The organism is Bacillus cereus group sp. MYBK95-2, from assembly GCF_051915225.1.
In the GTDB taxonomy this organism is placed as follows: Bacteria; Bacillota; Bacilli; order Bacillales; family Bacillaceae_G; genus Bacillus_A; species Bacillus_A cereus.
This window is the reverse complement of sequence record NZ_JBQAEH010000013.1, coordinates 55,600-69,601: the sequence shown is the minus strand read 5'-3', so window position 1 is coordinate 69,601 and position 14,002 is coordinate 55,600. Positions and strand designations below refer to the sequence as shown.

The following is a 14,002-nucleotide window of genomic DNA, read 5'->3' as shown; positions in this document are numbered from 1 at the left end:
TAAGGAGGGACCTAAAATAAGGTCCCTCTTTTTTGTATTCTTTCTTCATAGGAAAATAGGTACAATATAAAGAGGAAAAGATGTAGAAGAGGAGAGTGTCATTTGAAAAAAGGAAAGATAGCGGCGGTCATTGTTGCATATACGGTTTTGCTTGCAACGTCTGTACATACGTATAAAAAACAAATTGATCATCCTATTATGAGTGATGTAGGTAAATTGCTTCCGACAAAAATAAAACGTGTTGAAAGTGCTACGGAAGAGCACTCGTTAATAAAATTAGTGCGAGATGCAAAAGTTTCAGGAGAGAAAATTTCCATTGCAGGCATGCAACATAGCCAAGGAGGACAGACATATTATCCAAATGGCACGATGCTCGATATGAAAGGGTATAATAAAATATTAGAATTTGATCCAGAGAAGAAGCAGATTACAGTTCAAAGTGGTGTCACGTGGAATGATATTCAGAAGAAAATAAATCCATATGGCCTTGCGGTACAGGTCATGCAGTCTCAAAATATTTTTACTGTTGGTGGTTCATTAAGTGTAAATGTACACGGGCGTGATATTCGTCATGAGGCACTAATTGATACAGTAGATTCATTTAGATTGTTAATGGCAGATGGCACGGTACGTAATGTAAGTAGAGAAGAAAATGCAGAGTTATTTCCATATGTCATTGGGGGTTACGGTTTATTTGGAGTTATTTTAGATGTGACGCTGAAGTTAACAGATGATGAATTATATGAAATGCACACGAGAATGATAGATTATAAAGAATACGCATCTTATTTCAAAGAGAAAGTGAAAAGAGATGAGAATGTTCGTATGCACTTAGCGCGTATTTCTGTTGCTCCAAATTCATTTTTAAAAGAGATGTATGTGACAGATTATACTTTGGCACAAAATCAAAATATGAGAGAAGAGTACAGTGAATTAAAGGAAGAAAATATTATAGCGGTACCGAAATTTTTACTTGGGTTATCACGTTATAGTGATTGGGGAAAGAATACGTTTTGGGATATACAAAGAGGTTATTTTGAACGTACAGATGGAAAGTATGAGACGCGTAATAATGTTATGAGATCAGATAGTGCTTTTATGGAATATGAAAATCCAAATAGGACCGAAGTGTTACAAGAATACTTTGTGCCTATAGATGCTTTCACGGAGTATATAGATGATTTACGTAACGTATTAAATGAAGAAGAGTTTAATTTACTCAACATTACGATTCGTTACGTGGAAAAGAATGAAAATGCAGTTTTGTCCTATGCGAAAGATGATATGTTTGCGCTGGTTCTTTTGATTAACCAGGGACGCTCAGAGAGTGAGATAAAGAAAACAGAGGATGTCATTCGGAAGATGATTGATGTTACTTTAAAGCATAACGGTAGTTACTATTTGCCGTACTATTCTTATCCAACGAAAGAGCAGTTAAAGAGGGCATATCCTCGTATTGAAGAATTTCTCAAGAAAAAGAAGGAAGTAGATTCAGAAGAGAGATTTGTGAATTTATTTTATAGGGAGTATACGAAATGACATATAGAAGATTTGTGGCTTCGCAAAGTATCATCATGATGGCAGGAAGTATGGTATTTCCTTTTTATATATTATTGCTTCGAAACATTGGAAATAGCTTCTCGCAATTTGGCTGGGCGTATGGCTTATTTGCTTTAACATCAGCACTTGTATATCCACTAGTGGGAAAGATATCTGATCAAGTAGGTGATAAAAAATTATTAATCATATACGCTTGGTCCATGGCAATCTTAATGCTTTGCTTTCCGATTGCCACGGAAGTATGGCATGTGTATATTCTTCAAATTGTAATGGGAGTTTTAGGTGCTGTGCAGCGTAATACTGAGAAGACTTCATTAGCACGAAAGGTTGCGCAGGAAAAGGCTGGTTATGAGATTGGAAAATACCATGTGTGGACATCCATTGGCGGAGCAGTAGCGGTTATTGCCACGGGATATTTAGTAGATTTCTTTACGATTGGTACAATTTTTTATATTGCATCTATTCTATATGTAGTGAGCGGGATTGTATTAAGTAGTAAAAAAATATAACTATTCCTATTTTCACCTTAATACCCTTTATTTGTTATACTAAAAGGGAATACAAAAGAAAAGGGGACAGTGCCTTTGATGAAATTTGTAGTTTTAGCTATTCTTACTTTGTTTTTGATTCCATGGACAAGAAGTAGTAGTAAGCTTCGAGCAGTGGATAAGAAGGGAGATAAGAAGGTTGTAAAGGGTAAGAAATCATCTATTTTAGTTATTCCTGTTTTATTTTGGATAGGTATTGCAATCTATGAATACTTTTGGCTAATTGATGATCGGGTAGACTCGATTCTTACTCATTATTCTGTTGCAGTAGCAATTTTAATTGGGCTTGTTTTATTTTCACAAGATCAAATAGGGAAATTAGAAGGTACATTAAAAGGACTTCTAATGTTTATTTTACTCGCAAGTTACGGCTACTTTGGTTATTTGCACGATATAGTAATCTCGCAAAAGAAATATGATTCTGTTGTTAAGGTAGAGAAAGATATTTCAGAGCCATTTACTGAAAATGACCAGCCGTTTACAGTGCCGCCAAAGACAGCGGAGAATAAGATGAAAAAAGTATTTGGTGATATTCCGAAAGTAGCTTATTTTGAGCTAGGAGAATTAACGCCACAAATGGTAAACGGCGAAGCTTTATATGTAGCGCCGATTGAAGTTTCAGGATTTTTTAAAGCGCGTAAAGCTGAGACAATTCCAGGGTATGTAACGATGTCAGGTACGAATCCTGATGCGGAAGCGAAACTGCACCTCGGTTATAAAATGAAATATGTGCCAAGCATGTTTTTTGGTAATAATTTAGAGCGTGTGGTAAGGCAAGCAGAACCAAATTTAATCTTTAAAGGAAAACCTAAATTTGAGGTTGATGATAAAGGAAAACCATATTATACAATGACGTATGGTGAATTTATTTCAGGAAGATCTGGATTTGAGGTAGAAGGTGTTGTCGTAGTAGATGCACAAACAGGTGAAGTGAAAAGATATGATAAAGGAAAGGCACCTAAATTTGTTGATGGTGTATTAAATCATGAGACTGCATCTACGTTAAATACGTACTTTGGTAAATATATTCACGGATTTTGGAATACGAAATTCTCACAAACAGATATGAAAATTCCGACTGAGTGGGGAACGAAAGAAGGCGTGACCCCGATCTTTGGTAAAGATGGAACACTGTATTATTTTACAGACTTTACTTCTCCAAAAGAAGGAGTAGATTCAGCCCTAGGCTATTCATTAGTAGATGCACGCACAGGCAAGCTATATTACTATAATGGAAAAGAAGTAAAGGGGATTATGGATGGTTCAGCAGCTACAGAAGTAGTAGATAATTCCTTTAAGAGAGAGAAATGGCATGGGACAATGCCTGTCATTTATAACGTATACGGTAAACCAGCTTGGATTATTCCGGTTGTTGATGACGGAGGCCTAGTACGTGCACATACAGTTGTATATGCTGCTAATGCAAAAATATTTGCGACAGGTTCTTCGCAGAAAGAAGCGCTTGAGAATTATAAAAACGTAATGAGCGGTAATGGTGATACATTTAGACCAACCTCAACAGGAAAAGAAGCGCAAAAAGAAGGTATTGTACAACGTGTATATAAAGAAAAATCAGGTGAAAATACAATCGTGTACGTACTTTTAGAGAATGAACAAAAGGTATTTATGATACCGGTGAAGAAATTCCCATATGCTATGTTTACAGAAGTAGGAGACCCAATTCAAATTACATATTTAGATACGGGAGAGATGATGTCCTCAGTATCTAAATTTACGAATAGCAATGTGAAAAAGTAAAGCGATAGAATTTCTATCGCTTTTTTTACATTATGAAAGAGGAAAACGCGCTGTACTTGACGTATGTTTATGATGTAACTATAATTGTTACGATTCAGTTTGTATAGGAAAGGGTGAATTGAAAAAGTGAATGAAGTTAATCACGAAATATATAAACCTGTAAAGGCAAACAGGTTATGGATGATTCTTGTATTAGGAACACTTACGGCGATTGGACCATTATCTATTGATATGTATTTGCCTTCATTACCGAAGTTAACGGATGATTTGCAAACAGGTGCATCCCTCGCGCAGCTTACATTAACAGCTTGTTTGCTTGGGCTGTCAGTAGGACAATTATTTGTTGGCTCAATTAGTGATATTTACGGAAGACGCAAACCTCTTATTATTGCTCTTATTATTTATGTTGCTTCTTCTTTACTTTGTGCTGTTGCGCCATCTATTTGGACATTAGTGTTATTGCGCTTCCTACAAGGAGCTTCAGGATCAGCCGGGATTGTTATATCACGTGCGATGGTACGTGATATGTATTCAGGTTCTGAAATGACGAAGTTTTTCTCACTGCTTATGTTAGTAAACGGAGCAGCACCTATTTTGGCACCGATTATTGGGGGGCAATTATTACAGTTTACAACGTGGCGCGGTGTTTTCATCGTTCTTGGAGCAATTAGTGTATTCATGTTAATCTCAGCTACTTTTGTATTGCGTGAAACATTACCTCCTGAAGAAAGAGAAACGGGTGGTTTGTCAGGGACTTTGGCGACGTACGGAAAATTGTTAAAGGACCGTCTGTTTATGGGATATGCATTGTCACAAGGATTAGTAACAGCGGCAATGTTTGCATACATTTCGGGCTCACCATTTGTGTTGCAGAACATATACGGAGCATCACCACAGCAATTTAGTTTATTCTTTGCGATTAACGGCATCGGTATTATTATTGCTAGTCAGGTAACGGGTCGTTTAGCGGGGAAAGTGAATGAGAAGACATTATTTGTTGCTGGTATTATTATCGCAGCTGTTGGTGGCCTATCTTTACTACTGACAATCGTACTAGGAATAGGTTTAATCGGTGTTTTATGTTCGTTATTCCTTGTCGTATCAAGTGTCGGGGTTGTATCAACAACTGGGTTTTCATTAGCGATGAGAAATCAGAAACAAGCTGCAGGAACAGCATCAGCTTTATTAGGCTTATTACAGTTCATTTCAGGAGCTCTTGTTGCGCCGCTTGTAGGTATCGGTGGAAGTAATACAGCATTACCGATGGGGGTTGTTATTGCGCTTTGTGAAGTAGGAGCAGTGTTATGTTATCTATTTATGGCCAGAAGAAGTGAGAAGCAGTTTGAACTGCAGCAAAAACAAAATTTAGAGGCTTAACAAAAAAGAACTGATTCAAAGGGAATGTTTGAATCAGTTCTTTTTTTCATTTCTTTGAAATACCTCATACATATTATTCATGATCGTATCATATAAAACAGCAAGTTTATCCCACACCCAGCGATTACTATCGACTTCTTTTTCCCCACAGTCGATAATATCGGTATGGTCAGTAATTTTATACGCTTTTTTAACGATAATAGGAGCAATCTTCGGTATACGTGGGATTTCCTTTAAGGTATCTGCAAAGTTTCCAATGTAGACATGACCGATGATTTCGATTGTTAATGATTTATCCGATATATTGAGCACGGTATGAAATTGATTTGTATGTTGTTGTTTTAAATATTGAGCTAACTTAAACGGAGCATGCTTCTTCTTTAATACGCGGCGAAGGCTCTCTGTATTTTCGATATGAAGTGATTTTTCGCGAATAAGGACACGAATATCTTCTCCCATAAAAGGTATTGTGTTGTACATAGATGATTCTCCTTAAAACCTTACATATGTTTGCGTTATGCATATGTAAGTCTAGCATGGTTTGTTCTTTATGTGTGCTTACAGTTTTGTAAGGTGAGTAGTAAAGCATTGCAAAAGTTATTTGTATAAAGTGACGATACTGTGACAAACATGTTGGTATATATATTACGATGTCGTCTTAAGTGTAAAAAGTAGGGCGTTCTCGGTATAATAACAAGTGGAGATAAAAGAAACTATAATGAGTAATAGCTGTAGATAAAAGGAGAAGAAGAGATGAAGAAGGTTTTGGGTATTGCTGTAATGGGAAGTATGCTCCTTCTAGCAGGGTGTAATGGAAATAAAGATACGAAAGAAAAGGTAGAGCAATCTACTGAACAAACAGAAGAGATGAAAGAATACCGTGCAGTACATGAAAAATACGATATAAAAATCAATAAAGAAATTAATAAAGCACTGCAGTTATTTGAAGTGGCAAAAGAAAAGGGCGGTAAGGAAATAACGAATGCTACATATAAAGAAGATGTGCAAAAGGTAACAACTAGCATGTTAGAAGATATTGATCATATACGTAAAGAAATTCGTGTTCCAAAATCGAAAGAGCAAGAACATGAGGTATATGTTGGTTTCTTGAATGAATCAGAACAAGCAATGAAAAAATTACAGAAGTTAGCTAAAGAAGAAGATTCATCGTTGATTCGTGATATAGAAATTAATTTTGCAACAGCATCGACATACTATAAACGTTTTCAAGCAGAAACGAAAAAATAACCTTGCCTATGCAAGGTTATTTTTTCTTCTTGCCATCTCCATCTTCATCCTCGGATACTAATATCTTCTGTTCTTCGTGAAATTCGGAAATAGTTTGCCCGGTAATATTATCGAAAGGGGTATAAAAAGAAGTGATACTTTTCTTTTTGATGAAGAGTTTGTAGAAGCCGATGATGACAAGTATAACGATTGTTAAGGGTAATCCTATAGTAGCTAGAAGTAAGGGGTCCATCTTATAACTCCTTTCATATCTTTTTTTATTATAAGCGAAATACGATATAGATAAATAAAAGTATTAAAAACTGATTTTTCTAAATATATCCAATTTGATTGACTTTTCATTTTTTCAGAATTATAATTCGAAATATACAATTTGAACCAAATAATAATATAGCAATTTACTTATCCAGAGAGGTAGAGGGACTGGCCCTATGACACCTCAGCAGCGGGTTCTGTAATAGGAACACCGTGCTAATTCCAGCAAGCAAGTCTTGAAAGATAAGTGATGGGCCTTTGTTTATTAAGCCTTGATCTTATTTTTTAAGATCAAGGCTTTTTGTATTCTAAAAAGAGAAAAGGGAGTAATGGAAAAAGTACGTTTATAAAACTAAGTAAATATATGTGTTTAGGGGGTTATTGGGGTGTATGTAATTAAAAAATTATCAGTTATGGTGTTCACGCTATGGGTTATTACGACGGTGACATTTCTAATTATGCATATTATTCCGGGGGATCCATTTTCATCAGATGCAAAAATCTTTCCTGAAGAAGTGATCCAAAACATGAGAGCGAAGTATCACCTTGATGAACCGTTATGGAATCAATATGTTGCTTATTTAGACGGCGTAGTTCATTTTGATTTTGGTGAATCTGTTCAATCAACCGGGCAAGGTGTATCAGAAATTATAACAACTGGTTTTGGTCCATCAGCAATTATTGGTTTACAAGCACTTATTATTTCATTGCTAGTCGGAATTGCTGCAGGTACATTTGCTGCTCTCTATCATGGGAAGGTAATTGATTACGGTGTAAGTTTACTTGCCATCCTCGGTATTTCTATTCCGAGCTTTATTTTAGCACCACTATTTATACAAGTATTGGCTATTCAATTCGAGCTCTTACCAGTAGCTTCTTGGGGTACATTTGAACATACGGTATTGCCATCCTTTGCATTAGCGTTAGGACCAATCGCAGTGATTACAAGATTTGTTCGCTCTAATATGATCGAAGTACTGCAGAGTGATTATATTAAGTTAGCGAGAGCGAAAGGTATACCGATTAAGAAGATTATTATAAGACATGCTCTTCGAAATGCAATTGTTCCGGTACTTACATTTGTTGGACCATTAATGGCGGGACTTTTAACAGGTACTTTCGTTATTGAAAAGATTTTTTCAATTCCTGGTCTCGGAAAATATTTTGTAGATAGTATTTTTAATCGAGATTATCCAGTGATTATGGGAACAACCATTTTTTATAGTGCACTTTTAATTGTATGTATTTTTATTACAGATATTATTCATCGTATTGTTGATCCACGTATTCGTTCTATTACGTAAGGAGGGGGATGTTTAGATGGGAGCTTATGAAATTAATGACCAGTTATTAACAAATGAAGAGAAGAAAGAATTAACGATAAATAAAGATCAGCAAAAGATTAGCCGAAAGAAAGAAGTGTTTCGTAAGTTTGTATCGAATCCAATCGCAGTTTTAGGATCAGTGACGTTATTACTCATTATTGTTTTCTCACTTGTTGGTGAAAGTTTAACGCCATTTACTGCGAGTGAACAAGTAAAAGAGGCAACAAACTTACCACCTAGTAGTGAGCATTGGTTCGGAACAGATGATTTGGGAAGAGATATATGGGCACGTACTTGGGCTGGCGGGAAAATTTCATTAACAGTTGGATTAGTGGCAGCTGCTCTTGATATAGGACTTGGTGTGCTAATCGGAGGATTTAGTGGATATGTGAGAGGGCGCAATCGCCTTGGGACATTAATTGATGAGTGGATTATACGAGGAATCGAAGTGTTATACGGTATCCCGTATTTATTAATTGTTATTTTACTATTAATTGTTATGAAACCAGGTCTTTTTACCATTATCATCGCCCTTGCATTAACAGGATGGATTGGTATGGCACGTCTCGTTAGGGCGCAAGTCTTATCTTTAAAACAAAGAGAGTTTGTTATTGCAGCGGAGCGATTAGGTACATCCCATATGAAAATTATATACGGGCATTTAATTCCGAACTTAACGGGCATTATTATCGTAAATTTATCATTTACAATTCCCGCAGCTATTTTCTCAGAATCATTTTTAAGCTTTATCGGACTAGGAGTGCAATCACCGGCAGCAAGCTGGGGGACGATGACGAATGATGCACTTGGGACATTATTGAGTGGAGAATGGTGGCAGCTATTCTTCCCAGCAATCATGATTGCGCTCATTATGTTCGCATTTAATGCGATTGGTGATGGTTTACAAGATGCAATTGATCCAAAAATCGTAAAACGGAATCGAAAGGAGAAAAAACATGGGACAGCTCTTATCTTTAGAAAACGTAACGTTAGCCGTTGAAAAAGAGAATAGTAACCAAGCAATTGTGAAGCATGTTTCCTTTTCTATTAGCGAAGGTGAAATAGTTGCACTTGTAGGAGAAAGTGGTTCAGGGAAAAGTGTTACAGCACAATCTATTATCGGCTTAAATCAAGAATCAATTCATATTGATGATGGAAATATATCTTTTGAATCAAAGGAATTAACGAATCTACAAGAATCAGAATGGAATCAAATTCGAGGGAAAGATATTTCGTTTATCTTTCAAGACCCACTTTCATCTTTAAATCCGACGATGAAGGTGGGAAGGCAAATTACAGAGGTGATTTTGCAACACGAAAAGAAATCGAAAAAAGAAGCAAAAGAAATTGCGATTAACTTATTAAATGATTTAGGGATACATGAAGCAGAGAAACGCTTTGAACAGTACCCACATCAATTAAGCGGAGGCATGAGGCAACGTATTTGTTTAGCAATCGCATTTGCCTGCCACCCCAAACTCGTTATTGCGGATGAACCTACGACAGCATTAGATGTAACAATTCAAAAGCAAATTATGGAGTTATTAAAGGAAAGAAAGGAAAAGCAAAATACGAGTATTTTACTAATTACGCACGATTTAGCACTTGTACGTGAAGTAGCGGATCGAGTAGTTGTGATGTATGGAGGACGTGTTGTTGAAAAAGGAACGATAGAGGAAGTGATAGGTTCCCCTAAACATCCATACACAAAAAGCTTATTACAAGCAATTCCGAATATGGATGATTCTGAAAAAGTATTACGTGCAATAGAAGGGACGACACCTTCCATTGAGACGTTAAATAGCTTTGGTTGTCCTTTTGTAAATCGTTGTCCAGTAGCGATAAAAGAATGTATTCATCGTTTCCCAGAGAGAACAACATATTCCAAGGAGCATAGTTCACATTGCTGGCAACATGTTCTGGAGCATAATAAAGCGAAATCAAAAGAGAAGGTGAATGCCTCATGACGACAGATTTAATTACTGTAAAGCAAGTAACGAAAACGTATGGAAGTAAAAATAAAGAAATCGCAGCGTTAAAAGACATATCACTTTCTATCCCGAAAGGAACAACGCTTGGCATTATTGGAGAAAGTGGTTCAGGAAAAACAACACTTGGTAAGCTCATAGCTGGGATTGAGAGCCCAACGTCTGGTGAAATTGATTATAACGGTCAAGTCGTTCACAAGTTGAAGGCAACTCATAAACGTGATTTCTTACAGAAAGTACAGTTTATTTTTCAAGATTCCACAGCAGCATTAAATCCGCGCTGGAAAGTACGCGATAGCGTAACGGAAGGCTATATTTCATTTGGTTTAGGTGATAAAGGATTGAAAGATAAAGTAGCAGGTGATGCGCTAGAGCGTGTTGGGTTAGATAGACGATATATTGATCGCTATCCGCACGAATTTAGCGGAGGACAACGTCAACGAATTGCTATTGCAAGAGCGTTATTGTGTGAGCCGGAAGTATTAATTCTTGATGAACCAATTTCGGCATTAGATGTTTCGCTTCAAATCCAAATTGTGCACTTGCTGCAAAAAATTCAAAAGGAACAAGGTTATACATATTTATTTATCGCGCACGATTTACCGATGGTTCACTATTTATGTGAAAAAGTAGCTGTCTTATACAAAGGAGAACTTGTTGAATTTGGAAATACGGACGAAGTATTCCGTAATCCACAACATTCTTATACAAAAACACTATTGGCATCAACACCAAAAATTTCAGGTTAAAGGAGAATGTAGGATGAAGAAGTTTTTACTGTTTGTCATTATGACTGTTTTAGCAATTACTTCTGTCGCTTGCGGTAAGAAAGAGACACAAAAGGCGAGTGCTGGTAAGGGAGAAGGAGATCGATTAGTAACGAATATTGGTAGCGATCCATATACACTTGATTCCGCTATTGCGACAGATAGTACTTCAGGTTATGTAATTGGACATTTATTCTCAAGCTTATATACGCAAGATAGTGATGGAAAATATCAAAATGAATTAGCAGAGAAAGAAGAAGTAAATGCTGATGGAACTGAGTATACAATTCATTTAAAGAAAGATATTAAATGGTCAGATGGTTCTCCTATTACAGCAAATGATTTTGAATTTGCATGGAAGCGATTATTAAATCCGAAAACGGGTTCTATGAATGCGACAGAAATGTATTTTATTAAAGGGGCAGAGGCATACAATACTGGAAAAGGTGAAGAAGGACAAGTTGGTATTCAAGTTGTTGATCCTCAAACATTAAAGGTAACACTTGAGCACCCAGTGTCTTCCATTAAACAAAAATTAGCAAGCTCATTATTCATTCCATTATCAAAAAAATCAATTGATGATAATAATAAATTAAAAACAGATCCAAAAGAGTTAATTACGAACGGACCATTCACATTAAAAGAATGGAAGCATAATCAGGCTATTACGGTACAAAAAAATAAAGAATACTATGATAAAAAGGTAACATTAAAAGAAATTGAGTTTCGTATTATTCCAGATTCTAAAACAGCGTACCAATTATACAAATCAAAAGAATTAGATTTACTAAGTAGTTTACCGCAAGAAATGATTGAGAAAGAAAAAGGAAATAAAGAATATAAACGTGTTGCAGGATTTTCATCTTATATTTATTCGTTTAACGTAGAAAAAGAGCCGTTCACAAATGCGAAAGTACGTAAAGCATTCTCATTAGCAGTTGATCGTAAGTTTATTGTTGAAAAACTGTATAAAAACAATGCACAAGAAGCAAATGCATTCGTTCCAGAAGGAGCAAAAACACAAAGTGGGCGTGATTTCCGTAAAGAAAAAGGTGGTTACGTTAAATTTGATCCAGCAGAAGCGAAAAAATTATTAGAAGAAGGTATGAAAGAACAAGGCTGGTCTACATTACCTGAAGTAACATTAAAATTCACTACAGATACACAACATAAAAAAGTAGCAGAAGCAATGCAAGAAATGTTTAAGAAAAATCTTGGCGTAGATATTAAATTAGAAAATAAAGAGTGGAAGAGTTACATCGACACATATAAGCAAAGTGATTTCCAATTAGCTTATATGGGATGGGGCGGTTCTCTATTAGACCCAATTACTAAATTAGATTTATATGCAGGTGATGGTCCAAACAATTATGCAAAATGGCATAATAAAGAATTTGATGCTTTAGTGAAGGAAGCAGAAGTAGAACAAAATGAAGATAAGCGTTTTGATTTATTGCATAAAGCGGAAGATATTATGTTTACAGATTCACCATTAATTCCAATTATATTCCCGTCGGATTCCTATTTACCAAAACAAACGGTATCTGGACTTCAATATTATGTTGGATCTAAACCAGATTTAAGATATGCAAAAATAAAGAAGTAGGCAACCGCCTACTTCTTTATTTTATTTCTCTTTTATATTCTTTTTTCGTTCCATCAGAGAAGACAACTTCTAAATCGAATTTTTGATAGTCTTTATCAAGTTTGAACACGTTCACTACTTGATCGATTACTTCTTGATCAGGAGTATCTTTATCAAATTTTAATTCTTGTAGAAGTGGGCTTAATTTTGTGATAGCCTCGTCTCCTGTTAATTTTACATCTGCTTTATGATCTTCAATTTTTGCTTCCATTTTCTTGTCAGCTGCTACATTTTTATAGTCTACTTCGTAGTCTTTCTTTGTATCTTGGTAGTCTGCCTTTAAATCGAATTCATTGAAGTTTAGTTTTAAATCTGCAGGAGCCTCATTTTTTGCTTCTTCAGTCGTCTTTTTATTAGAAGTTGTGTCTTCTTTGGCAGGAGCTTTACATCCTGTTAATGCAGGTACTAGCATAAGAGCTAATAAAACTGATAGTAGAATTCTCATTATAAATTCCTCCTTATGTAAATTCGTTCTATACAAGTTTTTCCCAAAAACATGTAATTATGTATGTGTTGAAAATAAATTATTATCCTGCAGTCACAAGGACTAATCCGCAATTTAAATCAAAAACGATTTGTATGTATATGGTAAATTGAAGTTGTGAGGGAGGGGCTAAAATGCATGAAGAATATAAAGAGATAATAAAAAAATCAATTGAATATATAGAGAATCACTTACATGAGGAGCTTACAACAGAAAGAGTGGCATCCCACAGTGCAGTATCGATGTACCATTTTCATCGCATCTTTCAAAGATATGTTGGGATGAGTGTAACAGATTATATTCGAAAGAGAAGGTTAACTCATGCTGCGCAAGTTTTAGTGTCAACGGAGAGAGCTGTTATTGATATTGCAGTGCAATACGGTTTTTCCTCACAAGAGGCATTTACGAGAGCTTTTAAAAGAATGTTTCAATTGCCACCAAAGAAATATCGAAAGTACTTTCAGTCATTTTATATAGAAAGAGAGGGTGTTTCAATGCAAAAAGGTATACCGAAAGGATGGATCTTAAGTGGAAGTCATCCTGCTGAATATGAGATGGGTTTAGATTATGAAGTTGTCCATCAAGGAAAAGTATCTGCATACATAAAAGCAAAAGAGAATGTTACGCATGGAGGATTTTCAACATTAATGCAAATGTTCCGAGCGGATAAATATGTAGGGAAGAGATTACGTTTTACAGCATTTATTAAGAGTGAAAATGTAAGAGATTGGGCAGGATTGTGGATGCGAGTAGATGGAAAAGATACAGAACCGCTCGCTATGGATAATATGCAAAATCGCCCCATTAAAAATACGAATAACTGGCAATCGTACTCGGTTGTATTAGATATAAAAGAAGAAGCACTTGGTATTGCATTTGGTGTTTTATTATCAGGAGAAGGTTGTGTGTGGCTAGATAGTATTCGATTTGATGAAGTAGATGAAAAAATCCCTTCAACAGATTTGGCAGAGAACTTTTATGAAACACTTTTAGAAGATCCGGTGAATCTACAGTTTGAAGAAGTAGAAAAATAAAAACAAGGAGAAA

The 14,002-nt window shown here is 35.7% G+C and carries 14 protein-coding genes and 1 riboswitch; of the genes, 11 read left to right on the top strand and 3 right to left on the bottom strand.

What is annotated here, in order from left to right:
* The first annotated feature begins 102 nt into the window (after positions 1–102).
* The 4 genes from ACTFN4_RS27665 (at position 103) to ACTFN4_RS27650 (ending at position 5,243) form a co-directional block, all read left to right on the top strand.
* Positions 103–1,539, top strand: a complete 1,437-nt coding sequence (locus ACTFN4_RS27665) for an FAD-binding oxidoreductase (RefSeq protein WP_119682835.1) — start codon at positions 103–105, stop codon at positions 1,537–1,539.
* On the top strand, positions 1,536–2,069 hold the full coding sequence (locus ACTFN4_RS27660) for an MFS transporter (RefSeq protein ID WP_025690505.1): 534 nt from the start codon (positions 1,536–1,538) through the stop codon (positions 2,067–2,069). Before ACTFN4_RS27665 ends, ACTFN4_RS27660 begins: the two co-directional genes overlap by 4 nt.
* Positions 2,070–2,147: 78 nt before the next feature.
* Complete coding sequence (locus ACTFN4_RS27655; RefSeq protein WP_000674047.1) at positions 2,148–3,866, top strand: DUF3981 domain-containing protein; 1,719 nt, start codon at positions 2,148–2,150, stop codon at positions 3,864–3,866.
* A 117-nt stretch (positions 3,867–3,983) separates the two neighbouring features.
* Complete coding sequence (locus ACTFN4_RS27650; RefSeq protein WP_224200803.1) at positions 3,984–5,243, top strand: multidrug effflux MFS transporter; 1,260 nt, start codon at positions 3,984–3,986, stop codon at positions 5,241–5,243.
* Between the two features lie 33 nt (positions 5,244–5,276).
* Here the strand turns inward: ACTFN4_RS27650 and ACTFN4_RS27645 are convergent, their stop codons facing one another.
* Entirely contained in the window at positions 5,277–5,723 is a 447-nt protein-coding gene (locus tag ACTFN4_RS27645; RefSeq protein ID WP_000282860.1) for a hypothetical protein, read from the bottom strand.
* Positions 5,724–5,996: 273 nt separating this feature from the next.
* Here ACTFN4_RS27645 and ACTFN4_RS27640 point away from each other — a divergent pair, with 273 nt between their 5' ends.
* Complete coding sequence (locus ACTFN4_RS27640) at positions 5,997–6,491, top strand: hypothetical protein (protein WP_000756541.1); 495 nt, start codon at positions 5,997–5,999, stop codon at positions 6,489–6,491.
* Positions 6,492–6,507: 16 nt separating this feature from the next.
* On the opposite strand, the gene ACTFN4_RS27635 is transcribed toward ACTFN4_RS27640, so the two are convergent.
* Positions 6,508–6,723: a DUF3951 domain-containing protein gene (locus tag ACTFN4_RS27635; protein WP_000371388.1), complete on the bottom strand. Its 216-nt coding sequence runs from the start codon at positions 6,721–6,723 to the stop codon at positions 6,508–6,510.
* Between the two features lie 167 nt (positions 6,724–6,890).
* Positions 6,891–6,996: riboswitch (SAM riboswitch) on the top strand.
* Positions 6,997–7,132: 136 nt separating this feature from the next.
* Here ACTFN4_RS27635 and ACTFN4_RS27630 point away from each other — a divergent pair.
* Genes ACTFN4_RS27630 through ACTFN4_RS27610 form a run of 5 tightly spaced genes read left to right on the top strand, consistent with a single transcriptional unit; the run spans position 7,133 to position 12,432 of the window.
* A complete protein-coding gene (locus tag ACTFN4_RS27630; RefSeq protein ID WP_000289313.1) occupies positions 7,133–8,050 on the top strand; it encodes an ABC transporter permease in 918 nt (305 codons plus the stop codon).
* A gap of 16 nt (positions 8,051–8,066) precedes the next feature.
* The gene (locus tag ACTFN4_RS27625; RefSeq protein WP_000501525.1) at positions 8,067–9,071 is read left to right on the top strand and encodes an ABC transporter permease; all 1,005 of its coding nucleotides are present in this window, start codon (positions 8,067–8,069) and stop codon (positions 9,069–9,071) included.
* On the top strand, positions 9,028–10,038 hold the full coding sequence (locus ACTFN4_RS27620; RefSeq protein ID WP_000531264.1) for an ABC transporter ATP-binding protein: 1,011 nt from the start codon (positions 9,028–9,030) through the stop codon (positions 10,036–10,038). The genes ACTFN4_RS27625 and ACTFN4_RS27620 overlap by 44 nt, the downstream gene beginning before the upstream one ends.
* The gene (locus ACTFN4_RS27615; protein WP_000205673.1) at positions 10,035–10,808 is read left to right on the top strand and encodes an ABC transporter ATP-binding protein; all 774 of its coding nucleotides are present in this window, start codon (positions 10,035–10,037) and stop codon (positions 10,806–10,808) included. The genes ACTFN4_RS27620 and ACTFN4_RS27615 overlap by 4 nt, the downstream gene beginning before the upstream one ends.
* A gap of 13 nt (positions 10,809–10,821) precedes the next feature.
* Entirely contained in the window at positions 10,822–12,432 is a 1,611-nt protein-coding gene (locus tag ACTFN4_RS27610) for a peptide ABC transporter substrate-binding protein (RefSeq protein WP_439963103.1), read from the top strand.
* 16 nt (positions 12,433–12,448) lie between these two features.
* Here the strand turns inward: ACTFN4_RS27610 and ACTFN4_RS27605 are convergent, their stop codons facing one another.
* A complete protein-coding gene (locus ACTFN4_RS27605) occupies positions 12,449–12,916 on the bottom strand; it encodes a YusW family protein (protein WP_439963102.1) in 468 nt (155 codons plus the stop codon).
* 173 nt (positions 12,917–13,089) lie between these two features.
* On the opposite strand from ACTFN4_RS27605, the gene ACTFN4_RS27600 reads away from it, so the two are divergent.
* Positions 13,090–13,989 carry a helix-turn-helix transcriptional regulator gene (locus ACTFN4_RS27600; RefSeq protein ID WP_000544202.1) on the top strand — a complete coding sequence of 300 codons (900 nt, stop codon included), beginning with the start codon at positions 13,090–13,092 and terminating at the stop codon, positions 13,987–13,989.
* Positions 13,990–14,002: the final 13 nt, after the last annotated feature.

Excerpts from the sequence above, each read along its gene's own strand:
- ACTFN4_RS27660 (WP_025690505.1), top strand. The coding sequence starts at position 1,536 with ATGACATATAGAAGATTTGTGGCTTCGCAAAGTATCATCATGATGGCA.
- ACTFN4_RS27655 (WP_000674047.1), top strand. The coding sequence starts at position 2,148 with ATGAAATTTGTAGTTTTAGCTATTCTTACTTTGTTTTTGATTCCATGG.
- ACTFN4_RS27645 (WP_000282860.1), bottom strand. The coding sequence starts at position 5,723 with ATGTACAACACAATACCTTTTATGGGAGAAGATATTCGTGTCCTTATT.
- ACTFN4_RS27640 (WP_000756541.1), top strand. The coding sequence starts at position 5,997 with ATGAAGAAGGTTTTGGGTATTGCTGTAATGGGAAGTATGCTCCTTCTA.
- ACTFN4_RS27635 (WP_000371388.1), bottom strand. The coding sequence starts at position 6,723 with ATGGACCCCTTACTTCTAGCTACTATAGGATTACCCTTAACAATCGTT.
- ACTFN4_RS27625 (WP_000501525.1), top strand. The coding sequence starts at position 8,067 with ATGGGAGCTTATGAAATTAATGACCAGTTATTAACAAATGAAGAGAAG.
- ACTFN4_RS27620 (WP_000531264.1), top strand. The coding sequence starts at position 9,028 with ATGGGACAGCTCTTATCTTTAGAAAACGTAACGTTAGCCGTTGAAAAA.
- ACTFN4_RS27615 (WP_000205673.1), top strand. The coding sequence starts at position 10,035 with ATGACGACAGATTTAATTACTGTAAAGCAAGTAACGAAAACGTATGGA.
- ACTFN4_RS27610 (WP_439963103.1), top strand. The coding sequence starts at position 10,822 with ATGAAGAAGTTTTTACTGTTTGTCATTATGACTGTTTTAGCAATTACT.
- ACTFN4_RS27605 (WP_439963102.1), bottom strand. The coding sequence starts at position 12,916 with ATGAGAATTCTACTATCAGTTTTATTAGCTCTTATGCTAGTACCTGCA.
- ACTFN4_RS27600 (WP_000544202.1), top strand. The coding sequence starts at position 13,090 with ATGCATGAAGAATATAAAGAGATAATAAAAAAATCAATTGAATATATA.